This window comes from Streptomyces sp. NBC_00075 (genome assembly GCF_045041225.1).
Classification (GTDB): Bacteria; Actinomycetota; Actinomycetes; order Streptomycetales; family Streptomycetaceae; genus Streptomyces; species Streptomyces adonidis.
Genome location: NZ_CP108243.1, coordinates 4,333,962 through 4,353,419 on the forward strand (window position 1 = coordinate 4,333,962; position 19,458 = coordinate 4,353,419).

A 19,458-nucleotide genomic window follows, 5' to 3' on the forward strand; every position below is an offset into this window, starting at 1 on the left:
CGTAGCGTGTGCGTCGCAGCACTGACGGTATTTCCTAACTTTAGGAATTTGCAACCCGTTGCCGTACTCTGACCCCCGAACGGGGCATACCAGCAGGACAGTTGGAACGAGGAGGAAGCGGTGCCGCCGAAGAGGCATCTCACGGCCCGCCGAGTGCGGCTGGGCACCGAACTGCGCAGACTGCGCGAGGCGACAGGCATGAAGGCCCGCGAGGCCGCAGCGCTACTCGGAGCCGACTCGGTCCAGATGAGCCAGATCGAGTCCGGAGTCGTCGGCGTCAGTGCTGAACGCATCCGCCGCCTCGCTGCGAACTACGCCTGCACGGACGAGGCGTTGACGGAGGCACTGGCGGCGATGGCGACCGATCGCACACGCGGCTGGTGGGAGGATTTCCGGGGAGTTCTGCCCCCGGTGAACCTGGACGTGGCCGAGGCGGAGCACCACGCGACCTTCCTGCGCGAGGTCGTGGTCACCCACGTTCCCGGACTCCTCCAGACTCCGGACTACGCGCGCGCCGTCTTCGGATACATGCGCCCGGAGCTGCCCGAGAGCGAACTGACGCCCCGAGTGGATTTCCGTATGAGGCGGCATACGGTCATCGAGGGCGACGCCCCCACCACGTACGAGACGATCGTCCACGAGTTCGCTCTACGGATCCGCGTGGCCGATCGCCAGGTCACTCGCGCTCAACTCCGGCAGATCCTGGACCGGATCGAGCAGGAGCACATCACCGTACGCGTCATCCCCACCGACCAGGACGGCTTCGGCGGCGCCGACGCGTCGATGCTGTACGTCTGCGGCCCCGTGCCCCGGCTGGACACCGGAATCCGGGACGGCCCGACCGGGACCGCCTTCATCGACCCGGAACCTCAACTGAGCCACCTTCGAACGCTGTTCCGTAGGGTGGAGGAGGCGACGCTGGACCCCACCGCGTCCCGGGACTTCGTCCACCGCTTGTCAAAGGAACTGTGAGGCGTCGTATGACCCAGGCCCTGCACTGGCGGAAGTCCACCTTCTCCGGCGGCGGTGAGGGCAACGCGTGCGTGGAGATAGCGAACCTGCGTGCCCGAGTCGCCGTACGCGACTCCAAGGAACCGGCGCGCGGCACGCTCTCCTTTCCCACCGGAACCTTCACCGCGTTCGTCGAGACGCTGAAGGCCGACACCGCACACACGGCCGTCTGACCTCACGTCGGCTCAGGGCCGCCGCCACTGCCGGTCACCGCTCGTGCCATGGGCCAGCCGAAGCCCATCCGACCAAGGGCAGGGTTGCGTTGCAGCGGGGAGCGAACTGCGCGGTGACAAGGGCCGGCATCCGATGGTTCACGCCTCGCACGTGCGCGATGAACGCCTCGGGGAGCAGGACGTGGGTGTCTCCACGTAGTGCGGGAAGTCCAGGCGCCAGAGCCAGGTGCCGTCGGTGACCAGTGAGGAGCAGCCCAGGGAGTGGCGGTGCGCCCTGCCGGTGATTGCGTCGTGGCCCGCTTCCATGACGTCGATGAGGACGTGGCCCACATCCAGGTAGGCCACCAGGTCTGTCTCAACTGCTGGAGCTCACACCTTGATCGTCCAAACATGCGAGTCCGCAGAAGGAGCCGGCCTCACTTCCCATGCGGAGATATCCTCGCCGGGTGCGCCGTACGGCAACTGCCCGTCCCGTGGCGCGCGGCCCGCTCCGGGCACCCTCGTACGTCGAGTTGATCCTGGCTACGGATTCGGCTCGGGAGATTCCGAACCGGCTGACCATCTCCTCGGCGATCTCACGGAAATAGTCGAGCATCTCCCCGTCAAGTTCGACTCAGTGACGGACGAGTCCGCAGCGAAGTCGGTCGAGTTTTCTGTGACTTCCACGAAATTTCTCCTTCGGACGGGACCGGACGGGACGGCTGCGGCGAGGCCTGGAGCACAATGGCACGCTCTTTGAGAGGATCTCAGGCGGTGCCCCTCAGAGTTCCTCCAGCAGTTCCTCCAGCAGTTCGTCGTACGCCCGGAAGCCCGCCTTTCCGCTCTCCGGTGCGTCCGACCCGGGACGGAGGATGCCCGGCAGATGGGCGACTCGCCACATCCTGAAGATGTCCAGCGGAGCACTGCCGCCCGTCCCGTCCGCCAAGTCCGCTGCGGTTCTGAGGAGTTCGGCTACTTTCGGCGCTCCCTGCCGGGGGTCCGTTCCGGTCGCGAGGGCGGCCGTGATCAAGGCCTGTAGGAAGTACGTCAGTTGCAGGTCGGCTGCCATCCGGCACATCCGTCGTACCACGGGCGGTTCTTCGAGCTTTTCGAGAGGTTGCGGAACTCCCGTGACCCCTGCGGACCACAGGAGCAGGAACGCGGCGGGCACCTCATGGTCGCGGAACCGGCCCAGCTCATCGACGATCGCCATGGCCGCGTCGCCGAATCGGCAGACCGACCGGATGCCGTCGAGCAGGCGCTCCACGTCGCTCTGTCTGCGATCCAGGAAAACGCCCACCGAGACATCGGCGAGTGCCCAGGTGCCTGTGGCGTTCACCGCGCCGACTTCCACCACTCCCCCGAGCGGCCCGAACACCGCTCGCGCGAGCCGTACTTCCGAAACGGGGTCGATCTGCTCGCCCATACCGTTCAGCCATGCCCTCTCGAAATCCACTTCAGGAGATCGTCCGAGAACGGCTCGGGCTGTTCTCCCCAATGGAACCCGTAGCTTCCCCCTTCGACGTCAAAGACAGCTCGTAGCCCGTGATCGGGCAGGGAGAATTCCTGCCGGATCCACCCGTCCATGGCCAACGCCGCGACCTCCGACCGGAAATGAGCGACCGGGAACTCAAGAGCAGTGACTCGGACGCGTATTCCTTGAGGGTTCCGGAGGGCCAGATCGGGTGCATGCGCCGCCAGACCGAAGGAGAGCCAAGCCGCATCCCTCCAACTGACACCCTGGGGCAGCGACAGGCTCACGTGTTGGTCGACCCGCAGGAAGAATTCATCGCCGGTGCCCGGAAGGGCGTACTCCGCTGTCAGGTCGGCGGCCAGACCACCGAGAGGGCTCTGGAAACGGTACTTGAAGGTTCTGCTCATAATTCCCTCCATAACCGCCGACCCTCCGAAACGCGCTGCCTACATCCCGCCGAGCATCTCGTCCTCGTCGAACCCGAGTTCGTCCTCAATACCCAGTTCCTCCGCCGCATGCCACCTCAGCGGGGCAGGCCATGCGCTCGGCTCGCTCGTGGCGATGTCCTTCAGGAACCGATTCGCCTCAGGGGTGCCGATCTCTCCGAGCGACTGAATTCCTTTGACGCACAGCGCGTACAGGGGCCCGTCGACGTCCTTTCGCCCCTGTACGAGAGAAATGATCGCCTCCACCGCCTCGGGGGCCCGCAGTTCACCGAGCATGTCGACCAGGTCCTCCACGTTCACACCCGGTACGCCTGAGGCGAGCACCGACGCCATGATCGGGGCAAGCCCGTCCGGATGCAGGTGCACCGCCACTCCCGCGAGCCGTTCGAACCTCCGCCAGTCTCCGCCATCGGACAGGTTACGTAGCCAGACGAGAATGCGGGTGCGCGCCTCGGGCACCGCCACCGCCACTTCAGCGGCTCTTTCCCGGCCCACGTACCCACGGCCGGCGACAATGCCGTCCGCGCGTTCCATCAGCGCGTCGTCGGCCAACTCGTCACCTGACATTCGTCTTGTCCCCTTGTTCCATATCGTTGCACCCGGCTCGCCGGACTACAGCAACTCGTGCGTCATTCTCAGAATGTTCGCGTTGAACACATCGGCCGATCCTTCGCGAAGGCCGAAGTTCAACCCGCCGCGCTCAAGCTTCACATGAACGAACTGCGTGCTCTCTCCAATCTCGTCCAGGTGGATGCCGAACGATTCACGGATGGCCGCGATGTTGTCGCCGGAGCCCCGACCGGCGGCGATGAGCGCGTCCCTGGTGCCCGGTTCCATCTCGTATCGCACGAGGTGTGTGTACTTCTGTGCGTTCCTTCCACCTCTTCTGGTGAATCGCTCCGCGATACCGGTGACGTAGTCGGCTTCCTGCGTCACAAAGTTCTCGCCCCGGGGGGTGATCTCGCCCTTGGGGCCGAGCCGGGAGAACTCCTTCTCCGACATGACCCGATAGAACGCCTCGTAGGGCGCCAGCCCCAAGGGGTCTGTGCCCGCCCAGGGGTTGGGCACATAAGCCGTGGGATGAGGCGCCGCGCTCAGCCCGAGGGGGTCGGGTGAGACATAGCGGCCGCTGTCGGGGTCGTAGTAACGGTGCTGGTTGTAGTGCAGTCCGGTTTCGGAATCGTGGTACTGGCCGGGAAAGCGGAGAGGCGTGTGCGCAGTGCTCTGCTTCGGCCAGGACGTGCTGCCCCACAGCGTCGAGCGGGACCTCCAAGCGACATCGCCCTGCTCGTCCACCAGTTCCGTCGGCGTACCGACAATGTCGGTGATGATGGCGAAGAACCGGGAATCGACTTCTTCTTGAGTCGCCGCGTCCGCCAGCCGTTCGGTCTGGGTGACGGGGTGCAGCCCGTCATGGTCCCAGGTGACAGTGACCTGGTGCGGAAGCCCGTCGCTGGTGGTCGTCTGCTCGACGAGAGTGTCACCGTCCCAGGTGAAACGCGTCTCCTCCAGGACGGACGTACCATCGACTGCCATCCGCCGTTTCGCGACCCGGCGTCCGAAGACGTCGTACAGATAGCGCCAGACGACCCCGTCGGGCGTGACCACGGCGGTCAGCCGGTCCTCGGCGTCCCACGTGTAGCGCCAGGTCTCGGGCTTGCGCGAAAGGCGAATCCTACGGCGTTCCACCATGCGTCCCGCAGCGTCGTACTCGTAGCGCACGCCTCCGGCCCGGGTCACACGAGTACCCACGTACGTTCGTGGGCCCCTCGCTTCCGCACTGGGATGGCTGTCCGGCCAAGCGGCGCCCGTCTGGTTGCCCGCCGCGTCATAGGCGTAGGTCTCGGACCAGTTCACGGCATTGACCGCGGTGACGCGGCCCACCGGGTCCAGGTCGATGCGGCGTGGTCCGTTCAGCAGGTCGTCGACAGCGGTGACATGGCCGTCGGGCCTATGGGTGTACCGACGACTCTGAATCGTTCCCCGCGGCGTGTCCGCGGTCTGCTCGACCAGAGAACCGGACGCGTCCCACCGGCTGTGCACGGTGAGTGACGCGTCCACCTCACGGCGGCTCTCGCGCCCGGCGATGTCGTACCCGAAGCGCACGGTGTGGTCGGCCATGGTCAGCGCGGAACGGCGCCCATGGGTGTCGTAGGCGTACTCCGACACCGCACCGGTCGGAGTGACGCGCCGGGTCCGACGGCCGAGGTCGTCGTACGCGAAGAGCAGGCGACGGTCGTCAGCACACTCCGCGACGATCCTGCCCCAGCGGTCCCGGTCCAGCCGGATCGTGGAGTCCGGTCCCACAGCGTTGAGCAGGCGTCCCATGGCGTCGTGCTCATAGCGAGTGACGGCACCGCCGGTGTGCTTCGCCACCACCTGTCCGAGTACGTCACGCTCGTAGGCGATCCTCTGCCCCAGAGCGTTCACCCTGCCCACGACCTGGCCCGTTGCGTCGTGTTCGTAGCGCACGGTACGACCGTCGAAATCGGACTCGGACACAATGCGCCCGGCCTGGTCGTAGGCGTATGTCCACGTCAGCCCCGAAGGGTTCGTGACCTTCGTCAGGCGCAGAGAGGCATCGTGTTCGTACGTGTAGCGTGCCCCGTCCGGGCCAGTCCGGGCCGCGAGCAGGTCGAAATGCGTGTACTCGTACGAGCTGACCCCACCGCACGCGTCCGTGTGCCGGACACAGTTGCCCTCGCCGTCGTACTCCCAGGATTCCGCGACGCCGTCCGGGCCGAGCCATCGAGCGACCTTCCCCTCGACCGTCCACCACAGGTGCGCCTCACTGCCTGTCGAGTCTCCGACGGCGCGGACCCGGCCGAAAGCGTCGTACCGACGCCACTCGTGCGTGCCGTGAGGATCCGTCAGCGTCGTGGTCAGCCCAGCGCCGTTGGCCTCGATCCGGGTCTCGTTGCCCAAGGGATCGGTGACCGAGGTCAGACGTCCGAAGTCATCGTGGGTGTACCGCACGGTGGCACCGCCGGGCCCGGCGACCGCGATGCAGTTGCCCCGCTCGTCGTACTCCCGTCGCCACGCGCTTCCGTCGGCATGGACGACTTCCGTCGGTCTTGTGTGGCTGTCGTCGTAGGTGAAGCGCGCCGTCGCCGCGTCCGGGTAGGTGATGGTGAGCGGCTGGCCCAGTTCGTTGCGGGTGTAGTTGATGGAGCGGCCGAGGGCATCCGTGACGGACACCTCGCGGTGGCGGTCGTCGAAGACCGTCCGAGTCACGTTCCCGAGGGGGTCGATCTCGGCGATGACCTGGCTGTTGTCGTTGACGACGAAGCGGGTTACGGCGCCTTCGGCCGTTGTGAGGGTGGTGATCGTCGCACCGGGCCAGGCCGGGTCGGTGCCGTCGTAGTCGAGGGTGATGGCGATGTGACCGGCCTCACCGCCCTCGGCGACACAACGGTCGCGTTCGTCGTAGGCATAGGCATAGCGGCTGCGGTTGGTATCGGTCCAGGAAGTGACGCGCAGGCGCTCGTCGTAGGTGAACTCAAGTGGCAGGCCTGACGAGTTGACTGTCTCGGTCAGGTTGCCGCCGGTATAGCCGTAGCGCTTGACGACGATGTCCGTACCGTCTTCGGCGGCGTCGACGAGACTCAGGGCTGTGACGTGTCCGGCGTCGGTGCTGAGCTTGAGGTGGTAGCCACCGGAGTGGCGGATGGCGAGGGGGGTGCCGTCCTCGTCGTAGTCGAATGTGATCGTGTTCTGGTTTCGGTCGACAATGTGAGTGAGCAGGGCGATGCCGTCGTCGGGGTGGGTGAAGTGGCGGGCGTGACCGGTCAGCGGGTCGTCGATGCGATAGCCGCCATCGGCGGTACCGGTCAGGAGCCATTCGGGGCCGCCCATTGGCCGCACCGGAAGCCCCGAAACCTCAGGATGCGGATATTCGAGGAGCATCCCGTCCTCGGTGACGAACACGATCCCGTCGTCGTCGGTCTCAAGACGCTGGTCGATCGTGGAAGCCCAGCCGGGGCCGAACCACCATCCGCAGCGGTAGTCCGAAGCGACACGGCGGCTGAAGGACAACGGCAGCACGCCGGGCAGAGTGATGTCCGTCAGCGGCAGGAACATCGCGCCGGTGGCCATGTCCACCGGGTCACTGCCCTTCACCCTGATCACGCTCTTCAACCGGTTGAAGGCTCCCTTGCCCCCGGTGGCGAGCAGGCCCCTGGCAGACTTCAGGCCTCGCAGGCCTGCGGCCATGCCCTTCAGGCCGCCCTTGACACCCTTCAGGGCGGCCATCCCGCCTTTGAGGCCCTTGGCGAGGCCGCCGAGGGTCGTCAGCCCCTTCATCCCCGGTATGCAGTCCAGCGCGGCAAATCCCACATCCCACAGAGACGCCTGTCCCTTGGAATACTTGTAGAGCGTGTCCGCGAGCACCACCAGCGCCGCGATCAGCACGATCGCGCCGAGAATCGGCCCCCCGATAATCATCGCCACGACCCCGACCACAGCGACAACGATCTTGCACACCGCGACGATGCTGTCCCAGTTGTCGGTGAACCAGTCGCCGACCTCCTCCCACCAACTCCGGTTCTGGATACCGGCGTCCGAGGCCTCGTCGATCCTCCGCTTCGCCTCGCCCGCCGCGTCCTCGCGCATCTTGCGCGCGTCCTCGGCCATCTTCTTCGCCGCATCCAGGGCCGACTGGGCGCCGTCGACGTCCGACTGGGCCGTGCTCTGGGCGGACTTGGCGTGCTGGGCATCGCGGGTGGCGGCCCGGACCTTCGCCTCGTCCGGCGGTTCGGTCGCCTTGCTGCCGGTGGGATCGTCCTTGTACTTGTCCGACTCCTTCGTGGCCCGCGTGACCCAGGAATCCGCCGACGACAGACGGGACTTGGCCGACGACAGGTCCGCCTGCGCCTCCCGCCCCTTCGCCAGCGCCTTGTCCGCCAACGCCTGCGCCCGCTCCAGCTTCGGCCAGTAATCCACCAACGCGTCACCGCACAGGTCGTACGACCGCTTCAGCTTCTTCAGATTCTTCGGCACATCCGCGAACTCGTCCTGGAACACCTCAGCGGTCTTGCCCGCCCACTCCAGCGTCTCGTTCTCCGACGCCATCCCCCTGATCAACCGCAACGCGTCCGCGACATCATCTGCGAAGTCGTGCAACGTACGGGCCAGTTGACGCACCCGGTGCGGGTCACCGGGCGTGGGGTCCTTGTCCAGGTCCAGGACATGCCAATCCGCCGGCCGATGTCCTGCCATCCCGCAACCCCCGTCACGTCACATACGCGCCAGCAACAACCGTGTGCACACGTGAACTTACAAGGAACGGTCGTTCGGAGTGAAGGAGATCAGTCGTTGAACCGGAATGTCGAGGTGATCGCGTCGAAGATGTCGAAGAACGACTCCGCGAGGTCCAGCACCTGGCTGCTGCCCGCCACCAGCGCCACCTTGCCCTCCTGGCCGGGCACCGGGATGAACGTCTGCATCAGCACAGCCCGGATGGTGCGGCCGAGTTCGTCGCCCGGTACGGCGATGTCCTCGACGCCGTACGTACGCGCCGCCGGGCCGACGCCGGGGATGTCGACGGTCGTCACCTTCCGCCAGCTGTCCCCTTCCCTCTTCGCCTCCTTGACCGCCAACTGGGCCGCGATGACCGCCGGTTCGGTCGAGAGCGGTGTGCCGTCCTGGGCCCGGCCGCCGACCATCGAGACCGTCACCGAGCCGGTGATCGGGGTGTCGCCGCCGAAGCTCTCGGCCATACAACCGCAGTACAGCGCACCCGACTTCCACGCGTCCGCCGCCGCCTTCCGCAGGAACGCGGTGTACGTGTCGCGGTGCGGGGCCAACTCCTCGCGCTGCCGCACCCGTTCGTCCACCATCCGCCGGATCGAGTCGTCGCGGGACTCGGGGCGTACGTCGAACTCCCACCACGACTCGGGCACCTTGATCCGGAACCCACCTCGCTCGACCGTCTGCGCTTCGCTGTAGCGGGCCATGTCCTCACTCCACCCCGTTGACTCGATCTCCCGTGCCGACATCGTTCCGTTGTACGGTGCCGACCAGACGCTGATCAGACTACGAGGCACTCCGGGGGACTCACACATGGGCAAGGGCAAGTCCGACCTCACGCTCCCGCTGAGCGAACTTGAGGACTACGGCAGCCGGCTGCGTTCCATCAAGACCCGGCTGAACCACACCAAGAAGCTCTTCGAGTCCTACCGGGACGACATCGGCGACGGCAGCGTGAACGACGCCCTGGAGGACTTCGAGTCCAACTGGGAGGACGGGCGCGAGGACATCACCCAGCAACTGGACGCCCTCGCCAGCATGTCCGACGCCGTCGTCCGCGAGTTCAAGAAGCTGGACGACGAACTGGCCAAGCAGGTCAACGAGAAGATGACGACCAAGGACACCAGGGGCAGCGGCGGCGACAAGTGAGCTGAGCGGTGCGGGTGTGCGTGTGGGTATGCGTGTGAGCATCGGGGCGCGTGCCCCGTACCCCACTCACCCCACCTCGTTCTCCGCCACAGCCTCGCCCCGTACCGTCACGTCCCCGCCGTAGAACAGCCCCGTGAACACCGGCGAGTACGTCAACTGCACCTCGACCTGCACCTCGTCCGCGTTCGCCGCCACGCAGTGGGACGCGCCCGTGTCCGCGGCGGACATGCCCATCTCCTGAGCGAAGGCCTTCACGCGGGCGTCGCAGTTCTGGAAGTTGATCGGGGCGCCGCCCGCCGCGTTGCCGTAGAGGGCTTCGAGGTCGATGTCCTGGGCGGCGTAACGCGCCGCCTGTTCCGCGATGTCCGCCGCGCGTTCCCGCTTCGAGATGGACATGCCGCCGTCGATCACGAAGGCGGAGAGGGAGAGGAAGAGGAGGGCGAAGATGATCACGGCGCCGGCGCCCGAGCCGCGGTCGTCCAGGCGGGCCCACCTACGCTCACACCAGTCACGTACAGCAGAGTGCACCGTCACACCGTCCTCCGGAACGGGTCCAGCGGTGAGCTGAAGGTCGCTGTCAGGGTGGTCGGGATGTCCAGGCCCAGCATCGCCAGGCCCCGCACCTCGCAGCTCACCTCGACGCTGAAGATGGTGTCGGCCTCGAAGCCGACGCTGGTCTGGGTCACCGTGACCGGGCCGGAACAGACATCTGTGAGGTCGGCCTCCGCCGCCTCCCTGGCCTCCGCCATCGCTGTCACGTGATCCTTCTGGATCGAACCGGCACGGGCGGCGTCCCGCGCCGCCCCGTCAAGAGCCCCACGCCCGTCGACCAGTTGCCCAAAAGCCACCAGCACCAGGATGAACATGATCATCACCGGGGCGAGGATCACCACCTCGATGGTGGACAGGCCCCGGTCGCCGTACTCCCGCACGCCGCGGCTCCGTACATCAGAAGGCGAGTTCATCAGTTCTCCCCCTCCCGCACGAACCGCTCCACCGGCCCCACCGACTGCGCGTGCACCGTCAGATCGAACCCGGGGAACACCGTGGGCACCCGTGCCGTGATCTCCACGCCCACCGTGTTCACCTCGGGCTGGAGCATCGTCACGTTCGGCGACAGGACCAGGCTCGGGCCGAGTTGCTGGATGTAGCTGTCCACCACGTCCTGCGCCTCGCCGCGCCAGGCGCCCGGCTGGTCGTGCGCCATGGCGCGGGCCTTGCGGGCGCCGGCCTGGGCCGCCGCCTGGGCCACATGGTCCGCGAAGAAGTACAGCGCGAACTGCACCGTCGCGAAGATCATGAAGAAGAGTACGGGCGTCAGCAGCACGAACTCGATCGCGGTCATGCCGGAGTCGGACCTGCCTGCCCCGGACCTGCCGGCGCCGGACGTGCCGGAGTCACCGCGGGCGGACGCCGACTCCCGTGCGGCCTCCACCCTTCGGCGTACCCATCTGCCTGCGCCACCCACGAGCAACAACCCCGTCAACCGACTCGACCCCGTACACCCCGTTTTCGTACGACGATCAGCAGGTGCCGCTCGCCTTGGCGCCCTTGATGCAGTCGCCGACCTTGTTGGCGCCGTCGCTCAGCGCGGTGTTGATGATCGCGGCGACCACGCCGACGATCGCCACGACGACCGCGGAGATGATGACCCACTCGACCGCGGACGCACCGCGGTCCAGCTCGCCGGAGCGCGCTCGCTCCACCCGGGCCTGGAAGAAGGTGACCAGGAAGTCCATTGCCGGGATCCCGGTGCTGAAGTTCCGTCCGTTCATGGTGAGTTGTCCTCTCAAATCAAAAAGCATCTTGGGGCATGGGCAGTACTGGAATCAGCACTGGAAATGACTCAGACCTGGAACACCCGCATCGCCGCCGGGTAGATCAGGAACACCAGGAAGCCTGCGCACAGCAGCAGTTGGGCCACGAGCATCGACTGGGACTTCTCCCCCGCGCTGCCCTCGATCTCGGCGAGTTCGCGGTGCCGCATGGTCTCGGCGCGGGAGGCGAGGGACTCACGGACCTTGGCCCCGTCGTCGGCGACGAGCGCGAGGGAGGCCGACAGATCCTTCAGCTCCTCCACCCCCAGCTCCTCGCCGAGCGAACCGAGCGCCTGCCACTGGCTGGTACCGGTGATACGGGCGTCCGCGAGCGCGTTGCGGATGCGCTGGGTGGCCCAGCCGTCCGACACCTCCGCCGCCGCCATCAGTGCCTCGGGCAGACCCCGGCCGCCGGCCAGGCTCATCGACACCAGGTCGAGATACGCCCCGATCACCCGCCGCAGGTCACGCCGCTTGTCGGCCGCGTCCCGCCGTACCTCCAGGTCGGGCAGGAAGAAGAAGACCAGCGCGAAGAGCAGCGCCAGCCAGACCGGGACGGCCGGGCTGCTGGCCATGCTCAGCGTGTAGACGATGGCGAACAGGAACGGGCCGAAGAACAGACCGGCCGCCCCCAGCAGCACCTTCGTCGCGAGGAAGTTCTCCCAACTCCGGTCCAGGACGGCCAGATCGGCCCGCAGCGAGCGCTGCTCCCACCCCTGCTGGAAGTAGAAGTCCGAGACCCGGACGCCCACTTGGGCCCGGAACGAACCGATCCGCCCGGCGTCCTGCGTGCGATGTGCCGACTCGTACGCCGCTCCCCGCGCCCGCATCGCGTCGATCCGCGCGACCTGCGCGACCGCACTCCGCTTCGACGGCATCAACGCCCGTACGAGGACGTAGATACCGAGGCCCAGGACGGCGCCGACCAGCACGGGCATGGTCAGGTCGTTCATCGACGTACCCCTTCCTCGGCGCCGTACGGCGGCTGTCCCTGCGCACCCGGGTTCGGCGCCTGGGGCGGCCGTACGAACTTCACGGACGCGTCGTCCCGCACCAGGAAGCGTTCGGGTGTCTCGATGGTCGACAGCTTGCGCAGCCACCAGAAGCCGAGCGCGAACAGACCGCAGACACCGGCGAGTACGACCTGACCGATCGGCGTGCCGTACGGCTCGACGAACTCCCGGTTGAAGATGGCGAGTCCGAGCACGAAGGCGACCGAAACCGCCACAACGATCTGCACGGACCTGCGAGTTGACGACCGCTGCGCCATGACGCGCTGCCGCATGTCGACCTCCTCGCGCGCAGACTTCGCGAGCGCGCCCAGGACTTGACGCAGACCCGGGCCGCGCAGCCGCGAGTTGAGGATGAGCGCCGCGACGATGATGTCGGCGGACGCGTCATCGATCTCGTCGGCGAGCTGCTGCAATGCCTCGGGGAGCGGGGTACGGGAGCGGAGCCGGTCGACCATCGCGTCCAGATGCGGACGCAGTACCGGTGCCGCCGCGCGCGCCGACGCCGGGATCGCCTGCTCCAGACCGACAGCGCCGGCGATCGTGTCGCGCAGCGACTCCGTCCAGGAGGCGAGGGCCTCGACGCGCCGCATGCCGGCCCGTTCCTCCGCCGCGCCGCCGAAGAGGCGGTCCCAGAAGAAGACGAGGACGCCGGCCGCGATTCCGGCCACCGCCCACCGGGTGAGCACCAGCACGGCGAGTCCGACGAGGGCGGCGAGCGAACCGCGCTGCCCCGCGAACCGGATGAGTTCGTTGGCCCGCTCGCTGGCCTTCTGCTTCTCGTGCTCCGGTTTGGCCGGCAGCCCCCGGATCGCGACGACGAGCAGCGCGAGCCCGCCGCCGACGGCGATACCGGCCACGAGCGAGTAGAGGACCTCGGTGGAGAACAGCCCGCCCATGGAACCGAGCGAGCCGACGGCCGCCGAGTACGTATCGCCGTACCCGTCGATGTTGGTGTTGATCATGGTCACCCCCAGTTCCCGCCGGGCAACCGGTACCCGTGCGCGACCAGATCGTCGAGGCAGGAGATGGGCGCGTGCGGCACGATGCGGCCGTCCGGGGTCTCGGCGAAGACCTCGCTGGACAGCACCCGGCCGTCCACGCCGTTGACCTCACGGACCGAGGTCACCATGCGCTGGAGCCGGCCTCCCGTATGGAAGTTGTTGCGCCGCGTGATGAAGACGACGAAGTTCACGGCGCCCGCGACGAGCATCTGGCTGGCCTCGATGGGCAGCCGCTCCGTCGCCTGGAGCGCGTACGTGGAGATGCGGTTGAAGACCTCGTGCGAGCTGTTGGCGTGGATCGTGGAGAGCGAGCCGTCATTGCCCTGCGACATCGCGTTGAGCATCGTCACGATCTCGTCGCCGAGCACCTCACCGACGATGACGCGCGAGGGGTTCATACGCAGCGACCGCCGCACCAGCTCGGCCATCGAAATCATGCCCTGGCCCTCGGAGTTGGGCAGCCGTTCTTCGAACGCCACGACGTTGGGGTGGAGTTCGGGGAACTGGTCGAGGCCCAGCTCCAGCGCACGCTCGACTGTGATGAGCCGCTCGTGCGGCGGGATCTCGTTGGCGAGGGCCCGAAGCAGCGTCGTCTTACCGGCGTTGGTGGCGCCCGCGATCATGATGTTCTTCCGGGCGCGCACGGCACAGGCCATGAAGTGCGCGACCTCGGGGGTGACGGTCCCGTTCCCGACGAGGTCCGAGATGAAGACCTTCCCCATACGCGCACGACGAATGGAGAGCGCGGGGCGGCGCGTCACATCCATGACCGCGGAGAGTCGGGACCCGTCCGGCAGCCGCAGGTCGAGCTGCGGATTGGCGGAGTCGAAGGGCCGGGAGGAGAGCCCGGAGTAGGCGCCGAGCACCTGGATCAGCTCGATGAGTTCCTCGTCGGACTCGGCGACGGGATCCCCGGCCACTTCCCGCCCATCGGAATACCCGACGAAGACCTGGTCGTACCCGTTGATGTCGATGTTCTCGACGTCGGGGTTGTCGAGCAGTGGCTGGAGCCGCCCGACGCCGAAGAGCGCGGCGTGCACGGCGGCCGCGTACTGCTCCTCGGTCTCGGCATCCAGCGGCGTACGCCCGGCGTTGATCTCGGTCCGGGCGTAGTCCTCGAGGATCTGGGCTATGACTGCGCGCGCGTACTGCCGCTCGTCCTCGCCGGACATCGGCGTGACGTTGGAGGCCTGGTCGAGCCGACGCTGCTCGGAGATCCGGTCACCGGCGTCCTGCCGGAACCGCTTGACCAGCGAGTGGTCGACAGCGGTCATCGGCCGGCTCCGGCATGGCCGGAGTAGCCCGCGTGGCCGGGCTGTTGGCCGCCCGGCTGCTGGATCTGCTGAGCCTGCTGGACCTGACCGGGTACGGACCATGCGGCGCCGTACTGCTGATACAGATCCGAAGTCACCTTGCGGGCCGACCTGATGAGCATCGACTTGTCGAGCCGCCCGCGCTTGCGCCCGGCCAACTGCTCGGCCCCGGCGGGGTCTTCGGCGAGCGTGCCGACGACCCGGGCACCCGTCTGCGCGTGTACGAGCATGTCGTTGACCTGGTTGACCAGCTTGCCCGAGTTGTTCGGATCGGCGATCAGGATGACCCCGATGAACGGCGTACCGAGGCTGGCGGCCCCGCGCGGACCACCGTGCAGCTTGGTGGAGAGAGCGGCGGCACGATCACGCACGCGAGCGATGGCCTCGGGCTCGGTCCGCGAGATGAGCAGCACGAGGGCGGCATGCGGGAACAGTTCGACGACAGGGGTGTCCCCGCTGATGCGTCCGCAGTCGGCGATGACGTCGGCGGGCGCGTTCGGGGAGTCGGCGAGCTGCGCGAAGGCGCTGCCGAGAGTGGGCCAGAGTCCCGCGAGCCCGGCGGCCTGCTCAGCAATTCCGAGCCCGACGAGCACTTCGAGTCCACCGCTCAACGGCTGTACGTGGTCCCAGAGTTGATCGGGAACGAGCCCACGCCGCGCGGTCGCGGCGATGGACAGCATGCCGGTGTTGGGGTTGAGCATCCCGCCGTGCGCGGCGGCACTGCGGTACACGAGGTCGCCCCCGGCCGGGTCGGTCTCGGCGAGCAGGGCCCGCCGCGGCCAGACCGCCGCGAGAGCGACGGCCGCGGTGGTCACGCCGGGGGAACCCTTGTCGGCGGCAAGAACGATGAGCGCCATTGTTCTGGGGCCGCCTTCAGCTGCTGGGGATGAGCACGAGAGCCACTTGGCCTGCGGCGGCTGCCTGAGCGAGATCGGCGGCCTTGGTGCTGTCCACGGTGAGGGTGACGGGGAGGTTGGTGCTGCTTATGACGTCGCCACTGCTCGCCGCCGGCTTCACGTAAGTGACCTTCGCCTTGTCCACGATCAGCGTGGTGCCGGCGCCGGACGAGGAGGAGTCGCTGGAGCCGGTGGTGGAGCCGGTGCCGGTGGTGCTGCCGACGCGGTAGGCGGCGACAAGGTCACCGGCTTCGAGACCGTTCGGGTACTGGCCCTCCTTGAGGGAGAGACCGACGGTGGCCTGCCCGGCGGCGACGCCGGTCTCGGCGGCGAACATCTCGCCCACGGGGACGACTCCGGCGGGGATCGCGTTGATGGCCTTCAGCTTCATCAAGCCGTCCAGCTGTTCCCACGGGATGTAGTGGATACCGGCATCGGCCGCGACCATGACGGACGCCGTGTTGGCCTTGGTGACGGCCCCGCCGGCCGGAATGTCACCGGTGACCTTGACGACCTCGATCCGGTCCCCCGCCCGCAGCACGAGCATCGTCGCGCCCAGCGCGCCGACCAGAATCAGAAGCACCGCAAGAGCGGCAAGAGCCGGTTTGCGCTCGCGAGGCGGCGCCGGAAGCCGCTCTCCGGCCATCGGCTGAGCGGGTACCGAGGAACGGCCGCCGCCCGCACCCGTACGCTCTTGGATCTTCACGCAACAGCTCCCCGTACACCCAAGAAAAATTCTGCCAATTTAAGTGCCAAATAGGACACTTCACTCGCGAATACGCACGATGTACGCGATGCACGCGATACGCCCTTACTGCTGGACGTACCGCCCGACCCGGCCAATTAGCCAGCGCTGGAGTGAGTGTCAAGCCATGGCACCGTATCAGCCGCACATAAGCCCCTCAAGGCGCGTTCTGGATCGTGAACAGCGCCGGGCACAACGTTATTCACGTGCAACTACGGCCGTACGGTTCCCCGTTGAGCACAGCGATCCGGTTACGGCACCTGCTGTGCACGCGTGAATCTGTTGCCGACCCGACATTTGCACGCCACCCAGCCCCGGCCACCACGACCGCCGGTCGCCACGGCTCGGCCATGAGGCCTGCACGATTCGCTCACGCGACGCCCGGCTACCCCCGGAGCGGCCGTGCCATGATCCTTGACCGCCCTCCCTCGGGAACCACCCGCCAAGCAGAGAACCGCAGGAACACCCCCCATGAAGCGAACCGCACTGCCCCTTTCCCTCCTCTGCCTGGCGGCGGCGCTGACCGCCTGCTCAGGGGACGGCGAGGACGGCAAGGAAACCGCCGACAAGCCCAAGGCGTCCGCCCCGGCCTCGCAGACCAAGCAGGCGGGCCCGGCGGAACGGGTCGCACAACTCCTGGTCACCAAGGCCGAGGCCGGCGGCTTCAGCATCTCGGAGCCCGCCGCCAACGACGCCCTGGCCAAGTCCCAGTCCGAGCTGACCTCGAACAAAACGGACTGCGCTCCCCTGGCGTACGCGCTGAACGAGCTACCCATCGGCACCCCGGAAGCCTCACTCGTACGGGTCACGAACTCGGACAAGGGCATGCTCACGTACATCACGCTCGCCACGTACGCCACCGGCAAGGCGGAGGCAGCGATGAAGGGGCTGACCGCGGCGGCCGACGCGTGCGGAGGCGGCTTCACCGCGAAGTCGTCCGCCGGGACCACGGCGTACGACTCGGTGACCGTGGAGACGGCCCCCGCCGGCGGCGACGAATCCCTGGCCACGGCCGCGACGTTCACATACCGGGGCGCCACCCAGACCCTCCGCACCCAGACCTTCCGCTTCGGCGACACGATCGCCAACTACTTCACGCTGAACACCACCGCGTTCGTACAGGGAGGCCTGGGCAACGGAGTGATCCCGACGGCCCTGGTGAAGGCGCAGAACGCGAAGCTCGGCTGAGCTCCCGTACCCACCAGCCCAGATAGCTGCCGCGAAGGCGGACGAAGCAACACGACCCCGGACGCTGCCCGCTGTCCGGGGTCGAGCACATCTCCAGGTGGACACGATCAGGACACAGGACGTATCGAATTTGCACCGATAGATTCACAAACACCCTCGCTCCGAAGGCATATCAGCCTGGCAGGACCACAAGCCCCCCAGATACCGTCAGGGCTCTCAGCTGTATCGACATCTCACGGGGAGCCCACCTTGAAGCGCCGCTCTTTGCCCGTTGCTGCCGCGCTCACCGCGACCGCAGCCCTATTGCTGACGGCCTGCGGCAGCGGAGACAACGAGTCCACCGCCAACGACAAGATCGCCGGCGCCGAACAGAGCACGGCGACTCCGACGAAGTCGGCGGAACCGTCGGAGGCATCGGCGGAGGACAAGCCGGACGGGGTGGACTTGTCCCTGCCCAAGGACATCAACCTGGTCTTCGACTGGACGAAGCCGTCGAACAAGAACGAGGCGGCGGCGATGGATGACGCCGCGAACTTCATCCGCGCGATCTACCACGGCGTCGTCAAGCGAACGGCCGACGACGCGGCCGTGACCACCTACTCCACCGGTGGCGGACTGACCTACGCGAAGACACAGATCGAAAGCAGGCTCAAGGGCGACTGGACGGCCACCGGCACCCGGCGCCAGTACCAGGCCACCACCAGGTCCACGTCGAACGGCAACGCCGTGGAGGTCGCGTTCTGCGTCGACTCAAGCAGGTTCTACGGCAAGGAGGTCAAGACCGGGAAGGTCCTGGAGACCACGCCCAGCATCTCGGACTTCGCGTACTTCAAGATCATTATGGTCAAGTTCCCTACGGGTGACAGCCTGTGGCAGGCGTCCAAGGTATTCGTCGAGACGAAGGCGGCGCAGTGCCAGTGAGCAGGTCGCGACGCATCCTTCTCCGCGCCACAGCGCTGACGCTGGCCCTCGGCATCGTCACCCTCGCGCATCCGGCCTACTCCGAGGAACCATCGGCCTTCGATGAAGGCGCCGACTCGGAACAGCAAGGCGGCAGCGACACCACAGGCATCTACGCAGCCGCCAAGATCCAGTACTCCGGATCCGTCGCCAAGGGCGGCGGCACCGGCAACGTGACGTCGGCCGACGTCAACTGGACGCCCCCGCCCTGCTGGTACGCCCCGTACCTCGGCGCCAAGGACTTCAAGAAAGAAATGTCCGGGAGCCTTGACGAGGCCCTGAACAAGCCCGGCATGGGCGGCACCGCCAGCTCGGCGATCGGTGAGCTCCAGCGCCACTACGAGGACGACTACGGCTGGACCGACACCCCCGGCTACAAGGACTACAACGTCGACAAGGACGGCGAAGGGATGTTCTGGGCCGCTGTCGAGAACCCCAACGAGGCGGACGTACTCAAGCGGACGTCCTGCACCGACATCCCCTTCTGGGTCGACAACGGCGAAGCCCCGCCACCCCAGTACGAACAGGCCATCAGCCCGGAGATACTCGCCGGCCTCGCCTACCAGCACATGCAGCTCCCCGACACCAAGGTCACCCTCGCCCCGGCGGCCAACACCAAGGTGAACCTGCCGACTTGGGCCTGGCTGGACAAGGCCGTCTTCGACGAGGTCCAGGCGACGGCGGCCCTGAACGCCCCGGGCTTCAACATCCAGGCCACGACCACCGCCAAGCCGGTGTCCCTGAAGCTGGAACCGGGCACGACGGACGCCGAGACCTACCCGGCCTCCGGCGAGTGCGTCATCAACGCGGACGGCTCCATCGGCGAGCCCTACGCCCAGGGCAAGGCGAGCCAGACCCCACCGTGCGGACTCAAGTACCTCCGCTCCTCGGGCGACGGCACGTACAACCTGCGGGCCACCATCACCTGGGACATCGCCTGGACCGGAACGGGCGGCGCGGGCGGCGACCTCCCGAACGGCACGTTCGGCAGCGAACAGGCGATCACCGTCCAGGAGATCCAGGCCGTCAACCGCTGATTTCAGCAC

21 protein-coding genes are annotated in these 19,458 nt (G+C 67.3%); 6 read left to right on the forward strand and 15 right to left on the reverse strand.

Annotation, left to right across the window (positions count from 1 at the left end):
• The first annotated feature begins 120 nt into the window (after positions 1–120).
• The gene (locus OG787_RS18605; RefSeq protein WP_369033598.1) at positions 121–972 is read left to right on the forward strand and encodes a helix-turn-helix domain-containing protein; all 852 of its coding nucleotides are present in this window, start codon (positions 121–123) and stop codon (positions 970–972) included.
• A gap of 8 nt (positions 973–980) precedes the next feature.
• Positions 981–1,184: a DUF397 domain-containing protein gene (locus OG787_RS18610; protein ID WP_369033599.1), complete on the forward strand. Its 204-nt coding sequence runs from the start codon at positions 981–983 to the stop codon at positions 1,182–1,184.
• 138 nt (positions 1,185–1,322) lie between these two features.
• Here OG787_RS18610 and OG787_RS18615 read toward each other — a convergent pair whose 3' ends face one another.
• The 6 genes from OG787_RS18615 to OG787_RS18640 form a co-directional block, all read right to left on the reverse strand.
• Entirely contained in the window at positions 1,323–1,529 is a 207-nt protein-coding gene (locus tag OG787_RS18615; RefSeq protein ID WP_405535780.1) for a hypothetical protein, read from the reverse strand.
• 415 nt (positions 1,530–1,944) lie between these two features.
• Positions 1,945–2,619 carry a hypothetical protein gene (locus OG787_RS18620; RefSeq protein WP_369033600.1) on the reverse strand — a complete coding sequence of 225 codons (675 nt, stop codon included), beginning with the start codon at positions 2,617–2,619 and terminating at the stop codon, positions 1,945–1,947.
• Positions 2,595–3,044 (reverse strand): hypothetical protein, encoded by a 450-nt coding sequence (locus tag OG787_RS18625; RefSeq protein ID WP_405535781.1) that lies wholly within the window; start codon positions 3,042–3,044, stop codon positions 2,595–2,597. Before OG787_RS18625 ends, OG787_RS18620 begins: the two co-directional genes overlap by 25 nt.
• A 39-nt stretch (positions 3,045–3,083) precedes the next feature.
• Positions 3,084–3,635 carry a hypothetical protein gene (locus OG787_RS18630; RefSeq protein ID WP_405535782.1) on the reverse strand — a complete coding sequence of 184 codons (552 nt, stop codon included), beginning with the start codon at positions 3,633–3,635 and terminating at the stop codon, positions 3,084–3,086.
• Between the two features lie 60 nt (positions 3,636–3,695).
• Entirely contained in the window at positions 3,696–8,300 is a 4,605-nt protein-coding gene (locus OG787_RS18635; protein ID WP_405535783.1) for a DUF6531 domain-containing protein, read from the reverse strand.
• Between the two features lie 89 nt (positions 8,301–8,389).
• The gene (locus OG787_RS18640; RefSeq protein WP_405535784.1) at positions 8,390–9,037 is read right to left on the reverse strand and encodes a hypothetical protein; all 648 of its coding nucleotides are present in this window, start codon (positions 9,035–9,037) and stop codon (positions 8,390–8,392) included.
• Positions 9,038–9,143: 106 nt separating this feature from the next.
• On the opposite strand from OG787_RS18640, the gene OG787_RS18645 reads away from it, so the two are divergent.
• Positions 9,144–9,479 (forward strand): hypothetical protein, encoded by a 336-nt coding sequence (locus OG787_RS18645; protein WP_369033605.1) that lies wholly within the window; start codon positions 9,144–9,146, stop codon positions 9,477–9,479.
• 66 nt (positions 9,480–9,545) lie between these two features.
• Here OG787_RS18645 and OG787_RS18650 read toward each other — a convergent pair whose 3' ends face one another.
• The 9 genes from OG787_RS18650 to OG787_RS18690 all read right to left on the reverse strand — a co-directional run bounded on the left by OG787_RS18650 (position 9,546) and on the right by OG787_RS18690 (position 16,225).
• Positions 9,546–10,007, reverse strand: coding sequence for a pilus assembly protein TadG-related protein (locus OG787_RS18650; protein ID WP_405535785.1), 462 nt, complete (start codon positions 10,005–10,007; stop codon positions 9,546–9,548).
• A gap of 2 nt (positions 10,008–10,009) precedes the next feature.
• Positions 10,010–10,444 carry a TadE/TadG family type IV pilus assembly protein gene (locus tag OG787_RS18655; protein ID WP_405535786.1) on the reverse strand — a complete coding sequence of 145 codons (435 nt, stop codon included), beginning with the start codon at positions 10,442–10,444 and terminating at the stop codon, positions 10,010–10,012.
• Positions 10,444–10,947 carry a TadE family protein gene (locus OG787_RS18660; protein WP_235475646.1) on the reverse strand — a complete coding sequence of 168 codons (504 nt, stop codon included), beginning with the start codon at positions 10,945–10,947 and terminating at the stop codon, positions 10,444–10,446. The genes OG787_RS18655 and OG787_RS18660 overlap by 1 nt, the downstream gene beginning before the upstream one ends.
• A gap of 55 nt (positions 10,948–11,002) precedes the next feature.
• On the reverse strand, positions 11,003–11,254 hold the full coding sequence (locus OG787_RS18665; protein WP_235475647.1) for a hypothetical protein: 252 nt from the start codon (positions 11,252–11,254) through the stop codon (positions 11,003–11,005).
• Positions 11,255–11,325: 71 nt separating this feature from the next.
• Entirely contained in the window at positions 11,326–12,249 is a 924-nt protein-coding gene (locus OG787_RS18670) for a type II secretion system F family protein (protein ID WP_369033606.1), read from the reverse strand.
• The gene (locus OG787_RS18675) at positions 12,246–13,205 is read right to left on the reverse strand and encodes a type II secretion system F family protein (RefSeq protein ID WP_369033631.1); all 960 of its coding nucleotides are present in this window, start codon (positions 13,203–13,205) and stop codon (positions 12,246–12,248) included. The genes OG787_RS18670 and OG787_RS18675 overlap by 4 nt, the downstream gene beginning before the upstream one ends.
• 68 nt (positions 13,206–13,273) lie before the next feature.
• On the reverse strand, positions 13,274–14,584 hold the full coding sequence (locus OG787_RS18680) for a CpaF family protein (protein ID WP_235475650.1): 1,311 nt from the start codon (positions 14,582–14,584) through the stop codon (positions 13,274–13,276).
• A complete protein-coding gene (locus OG787_RS18685; protein ID WP_405535787.1) occupies positions 14,581–15,480 on the reverse strand; it encodes a hypothetical protein in 900 nt (299 codons plus the stop codon). The genes OG787_RS18680 and OG787_RS18685 overlap by 4 nt, the downstream gene beginning before the upstream one ends.
• 16 nt (positions 15,481–15,496) lie before the next feature.
• Positions 15,497–16,225: a hypothetical protein gene (locus OG787_RS18690; protein WP_405535788.1), complete on the reverse strand. Its 729-nt coding sequence runs from the start codon at positions 16,223–16,225 to the stop codon at positions 15,497–15,499.
• Between the two features lie 510 nt (positions 16,226–16,735).
• On the opposite strand from OG787_RS18690, the gene OG787_RS18695 reads away from it, so the two are divergent.
• The 3 genes from OG787_RS18695 (at position 16,736) to OG787_RS18705 (ending at position 19,449) form a co-directional block, all read left to right on the forward strand.
• Complete coding sequence (locus tag OG787_RS18695) at positions 16,736–17,452, forward strand: hypothetical protein (protein ID WP_405535789.1); 717 nt, start codon at positions 16,736–16,738, stop codon at positions 17,450–17,452.
• A gap of 249 nt (positions 17,453–17,701) precedes the next feature.
• A complete protein-coding gene (locus OG787_RS18700; protein WP_369033610.1) occupies positions 17,702–18,373 on the forward strand; it encodes a hypothetical protein in 672 nt (223 codons plus the stop codon).
• On the forward strand, positions 18,370–19,449 hold the full coding sequence (locus OG787_RS18705) for a hypothetical protein (protein WP_405535790.1): 1,080 nt from the start codon (positions 18,370–18,372) through the stop codon (positions 19,447–19,449). The genes OG787_RS18700 and OG787_RS18705 overlap by 4 nt, the downstream gene beginning before the upstream one ends.
• The last annotated feature ends 9 nt before the right edge of the window (positions 19,450–19,458 follow it).